Here is a 5,502-nt window from a genome sequence, read left to right on the forward strand (position 1 = left end):
CCGGGGGCATCCCAGCAGAGCTCGCCCGTGCGGGAGTCGATCTGGAAGGTGGGGGTGCCACCCGTCTCGGAGGTGCGGCTGAAGCGGGTCGGGTCCTGGTAGGCCGGAATGAACCGACCGCGGCAACCGGCATCCTGCAGCCCTTCCTGCGGTACGCTCAGCCGATAGGCCAGGCTGTCGCCGTCGGCATCGAAGGCGGCCGGGTTGTGGCAGAAGCGCTGCCCCACCCGGGCCGAATCGAGGGGCGGATTGAGCATGATCGGCGTCGAGTTGAGACCCAGGTTGGGGGTAATCAGAATGGTGCTCGACACAAAAAAGCGAATCTGGTCCGACTGGCTGGCGGGGGGCAGGTTTTTGGTATCCCGGTTCCGGTTGGGTACCGTTACGGAGATGGTGTAGGGGTTAGCTGCCGGATAAGTGTGAACAACCCGATAGGTGTTGATCGATGAGGTTCGGTTATTGATAAAGACGCGGGGCAGGCGTTGAACTTCCTGAAAGGTGCCATCGCCGAAGCAGATGGTATACCGTTCTCCCTGGGCAGCGGCCCCGGCTCCGGCTGGTGTTTCGTCGTAGTAGGCCGTAAAGGTAATTTCGTAGGTGAGTGTGGTCTGCGAAATCCGTCGGGTAGTGATTTCCCCAGCCCGCACGTGCGTAGCCTGGCTAACGGTGGGCCAGAGGACCGCGCCCAAAAAAAGGGCAAACAGCCCGATCGAGTATAAGAAGCGCATAGAGTTATTCCATTTCACTTACAACGAATTCAGTTGCCGAAAGTGTAAATATTCGGCTGAAATTACTGCTTTTCTGCTGGTAAAAAATTGAGGCTGTGCGGAGACGGTATACGCGCAGGTATGTATCCGTTTTCGGCTCCGTCCGTTAAACTTTGTAAAACCCCGGCTTGTTGAGCAGGGTTGGCCAAAAGAACTGCAAAAAGATACCGACCTGCTGCGCAAACGCCCGCTGATTGTCGAGGTCGGCGAGCAGGGGTTGGCGCTGGCGCAGGTTGATCGCCATTTTGCCCAAAAAAATAATGGGAATCAGGGTTATATAGTGCAGAATCAGCACGAGGTACGCCCCCGGGCCGTACTGTTTCCGGACCCACAGGAGCTGCGATACCTGCACCTGCGGTTTGAACCGGTTGATATGAGTGACCACGTGCTGCTGGTGATCGGTACTGCTGCCGTACTCCAGATGAATGAACGCTGAGTCCGGTAACAGCAGCAGGCGGCCCTGTTTGCCCAGCCGGTAGCCCCACTCCACATCTTCACCGTACATGAAAAAGGACTCGTCGAGCCCGCCCGCGCGGGCAATCGTGTCGGGCCGCGTCATCAGAAAAGCCCCCGAAATCCATTCTACCTGAGCCGGGTCAGGGAACGAGGGGTCGGGCAGTCGTCGTTTCAGCCAGTTTTCGGCCGCCTGAGTCGGGGGGATAATGTAGAAAGCCCGGCGCATCTGCCCGAAGGTGGTGTACAGGTTGGGGCGCAGCTGCCGGTCGCGGCCGAGCTGGTGAGCGCCAACAGCCGCTACATCGGGTTGTTGGTCGAGCACCCGGACGCAGCGTTCCAGCAGGTTGTCGATCAGCAGGGTGTCAGAGTTCAGGAGCAGCACGGTACGGCCCGTGGCCTGGCGAATACCAAGATTATTGGCCCGGGCAAAGCCGGCGTTGTAGCCCATGTCATACCAGCGTACCTGCGGAAAAACGGCCTGGACCTGCGCCTGACTGTCATCGCCCGACTGGTTATCGACCACAATGACCTCGAATGTAATGCCATTGGTATGCTGATACACCGACTGCAAACAATCTATAATGAGCCGGGGAGTTTTATAATTGACAATGATGATCGATAAATCGGGCAAAACGAGAGACGTTATGAGTGACGAGCGATACCGGTATTAACGAACGAACGGGATCACGGGGGCAAAAGTACGATCATTCGGTACTCACTCATCGCTGCTCACTCATAACGTGTGACCTAATAAAGTACCCAGGTATCTTTGCCGCCCCCGCCCTGCGAGGAGTTGACCACGAGCGAACCCTTCCGAAGTGCCACGCGGGTAAGCCCACCCGGAATCACGTTGACGCCGTCGCCGTAGAGAATATACGGGCGCAGGTCGACATGACGACCTTCGGCATGATCGCCAACCAGACAGGGAACCCGGGACAGGGATATGGTTGGCTGGGCAATGTAGTTACGCGGGTTTTCCCTGATCTTCTGGCGAAACAGCTCATGGTCTTCTTTGGTGGCTTTGGGGCCGATCAGCATACCGTAGCCACCCGCTTCGTTTGCTTCTTTGACAACGAGCTGTTCGATATTGTCCAGCACATACTGGCAGTCTTCTTCTTCGCGGCAGATGTAGGTCCGTACGTTGGGGATGATGGGTTCCTCGCCGAGGTAGTACTGAATGATGCGGGGCACGTAGGCGTAGATCACCTTGTCGTCGGCCACGCCGGTACCGGGCGCGTTGGCCAGCGCAATGCGGCCTTTCTTGTACACCTCGAAAATACCCGGTATGCCAATCATCGAGTCGGGATTGAACGCTTTGGGGTCGAGGAACGTATCGTCGATCCGGCGGTAGATGACGTCAACGATCTGGAATCCTTTGGTGGTCCGCATTTTCACGTACCCGCCCGATACGACCAGATCGCGCGCTTCGACCAGTTCAACGCCCATCTGCTGAGCCAGGTACGAGTGCTCGAAATAGGCCGAGTTGTAAATGCCCGGTGTTAGTACAACCACCGTCGGATTGGGCCGGTCGGCAATGTACTGCAGCATCTGGAGCAGCCGCATCGGGTAATCGGATACGGGCCGAACACCCGTCTGGGCCAGCACTTCGGGGAAGGTCTGCTTGGTCAGTTCGCGGTTTTCGAGCATGTATGACACCCCCGACGGGCAGCGGAGGTTGTCTTCCAGCACCATCATCTGCCCGTCTTCGCCCCGGATCAGGTCGGTGCCGGTAATGTGGCACCAGATACCTTTGGGCGGCTTTACGCCCAGGCAGGTCGGCAGAAACGACTTGCTCGATTCGATCAGATCGCGCGGCACAACCCCGTCGTTCAGGATGCGCTGTTCGTTATATACATCGTCGAGGAACAGATTGAGGGCTTTAATTCGCTGAATAAGCCCCGCTTCGAGCCGGTCCCACTCGGCCGATTCGATCACGCGCGGAATAATGTCGATGGGCATGATCCGTTCGGTGCCTTCGCCTTCTGAATAGACGTTGAAGGTAATGCCCATGCTCATCAGCGCCCGTTCGGCGGCATGCTGACGACCAATGATGTCTTCGCGCGATAGTTGTTCAACGCGTTGTTGAAACGGTAGGTAACCAGCCCGCACCAGCTCGTCGCGTTCAAACATTTCGTCAAAGAAATTCTCGGTCTGGTAATCTGAAAACGAGAAGTTGGCTGATGTCTGCCCCTGCGATTGGGTCATGCCATTGAGCGTCTGCGATTGTTCCTGCATGGCGGGTTTTTGATTAGTAAAGCAACAATATATGGCAAACCGTTCGCATCGCCAAACGAACCCTAAGTCGTGCTGGTTTTGTGCAAATTTTTACTGCCCATAGTACAGCCTGTCTGAATGTATTAAATAATGTTAATTCGATAGATCAAGTAAATTTTGCCTGTATTCTTGTGCCGATCATCAATCAATCTCTAGTGTATGAAAAACGTAGTCTGTTCATTAATGCTGCTGGTACTGGGTATATCATCGGCTACGGCCCAAACGGAAAAAGGGCGCTGGACGGTCGGCGCTCAGATCGGGAACATCTCCTATTCGCCCGGCGAGAAACCGTACCGGATAACTAATTTTTCGGTATCGGTGTCGCCATCGGCCGGGTACTTCGTAGCTGACAATCTGGTTGTAGGTCTCACTGTACCGGTTAACTACCAGCATTACCAGACGCGGTTTTCGACAGTCGGTAACACTGAGTACAGTATAACAAATACGCAGCTGGGTCTGGCTCCTTTTGTGCGCTACTACGTTGGCTCGGCCAGACTTCGTCCGTTTATCGATGCTACGGTTGGTTATACACAGCAATGGTACCGGGCCCGCAATCTCAACGGAGTTGGTGAAAACCTGTACAAACAGGGCTCGTTTGCCTATGGTGGATCGATAGGCGCGGCCTATTTCATCAACAATACCGTCAGCCTCGACGCATCGCTTGGCTACCGCAAAAACAACGTAGTCAATACCAGCCTGGTCTCGACCGGTTATCGGGAACCGGGCACGATCGGACTCAATGTGGGCTTCCGGATTTTCCTGGGGCGCTGACAAACCGCTAAGCCCCGGTACAGGTCTCCTGCTAACTACCTGTACCGGGGCTCCTGCGCGGTGTGTTGTTCAGGGGAGCTACCAGAGGTAGTGAACGGGAGTTTTGATTCGTTCGTCGTAGATTTTTTTTACGGCAGCCATCTGCTCGGGCGAGGGGGCCGGCCGATCGGCTGCCTGTATATTGGCGATCAGGTGCTCCGGCTTCGACGCGCCGGGAATGACGCAGCTGACGGCATCGAAGGTGAGAATCCAGCGCAGGGCGTCAACGGCGAGGCCATTCGGGAATACGGTCTTCAGCTCGTTGACCGCGGCCAGGCCAGTCTCGTAATCTACCCCCGAGAAGGTTTCCCCTTTGTCGAACGCGTCGCCCTGCCGGTTGAAGGTGCGGTGGTCATCCTGGGAGAAGGTGGTATTTTGGTCAAACTTGCCCGTCAGCAGGCCACTCGCCAGCGGTACCCGAACGATAACGCCTATGTTACGCCGTTTGGCTTCGGTGAAGAACAGTTCAGCGGGCCGTTGCCGGAACAGGTTGAAGATGATCTGAACGGTAGTGACGTTGGGGTACTCGATGGCTTTCAGCGCTTCTTCTACTTTCTCGACGCTGACGCCCAGGTTCTGAATTTTACCTTCATCTTTCAGTCGATCGAAAACGTCGAACAACTCCGGCCGGTAATAGGCTTCGGTGGGGGGGCAGTGGAGTTGGATCAGGTCGAGGGTTTCCAGGCCCATGTTACGCAGGCTGTCGTCGACAAACTTCCGCAGGGCAGCAGGCTGGTACGCTTCGTTGACGTGGGGTTGTAGCCGGCGTCCACACTTGGTCGCCACGTAGATCCGCTCCGACCGCGACCGCACGAGTCGACCAACGGCTTTTTCGCTTTCCCCATCGCCGTATACATCGGCCGTATCGATGAAATTGATACCGGCATCGGCGGCCGCGTTCAGGATGTGATCAGCGTTCTCGTGGCTGAACGGGTCGCCCCATTTGCCACCGACCTGCCAGGTGCCTAAACTGATTTCAGAAATAGAAAATCCGGTTTTCCCCAGGGTTCGGAACTGCATAAAAAATGAGTTGATGGTTGATATAATCTGAAATGTCTCCGGCATCAGTACCGGGGAAGCGATGTGTTGATTTTAATGGCCCCGGCATAAATGCCGGGGCAAATGTGTTGATTTCAATGTTCCCCGGCATGAATGCCGAGGCTAGTCATGGTTCGTTATGGTCGGGGCCCGTCGC

The 5,502-nt window shown here is 55.9% G+C and carries 4 protein-coding genes and 1 pseudogene; 1 reads left to right on the forward strand and 4 read right to left on the reverse strand.

From position 1 onward, the window contains the following. The 3 genes and pseudogenes from B1C80_RS27945 to B1C80_RS27955 form a co-directional block, all read right to left on the reverse strand. Positions 1–728 (reverse strand): annotated as a pseudogene (locus tag B1C80_RS27945) (gliding motility-associated C-terminal domain-containing protein); the annotation flags it as partial. Positions 729–873: 145 nt separating this feature from the next. Beyond that, positions 874–1,854, reverse strand: coding sequence for a glycosyltransferase family 2 protein (locus B1C80_RS27950; protein ID WP_077924511.1), 981 nt, complete (start codon positions 1,852–1,854; stop codon positions 874–876). A 116-nt stretch (positions 1,855–1,970) separates the two neighbouring features. Then, positions 1,971–3,458: a circularly permuted type 2 ATP-grasp protein gene (locus B1C80_RS27955; protein ID WP_129606032.1), complete on the reverse strand. Its 1,488-nt coding sequence runs from the start codon at positions 3,456–3,458 to the stop codon at positions 1,971–1,973. Positions 3,459–3,656: 198 nt separating this feature from the next. On the opposite strand from B1C80_RS27955, the gene B1C80_RS27960 reads away from it, so the two are divergent. Continuing rightward, a complete protein-coding gene (locus B1C80_RS27960) occupies positions 3,657–4,268 on the forward strand; it encodes an outer membrane beta-barrel protein (RefSeq protein ID WP_077924512.1) in 612 nt (203 codons plus the stop codon). Between the two features lie 78 nt (positions 4,269–4,346). On the opposite strand, the gene B1C80_RS27965 is transcribed toward B1C80_RS27960, so the two are convergent. Continuing rightward, a complete protein-coding gene (locus B1C80_RS27965; protein ID WP_077924514.1) occupies positions 4,347–5,327 on the reverse strand; it encodes an aldo/keto reductase in 981 nt (326 codons plus the stop codon). Positions 5,328–5,502 lie beyond the last annotated feature (175 nt).

Origin of the sequence: Spirosoma sp. 209 (assembly GCF_002006735.1) — a bacterium.
Taxonomy (GTDB): Bacteria; Bacteroidota; Bacteroidia; order Cytophagales; family Spirosomataceae; genus Spirosoma; species Spirosoma sordidisoli.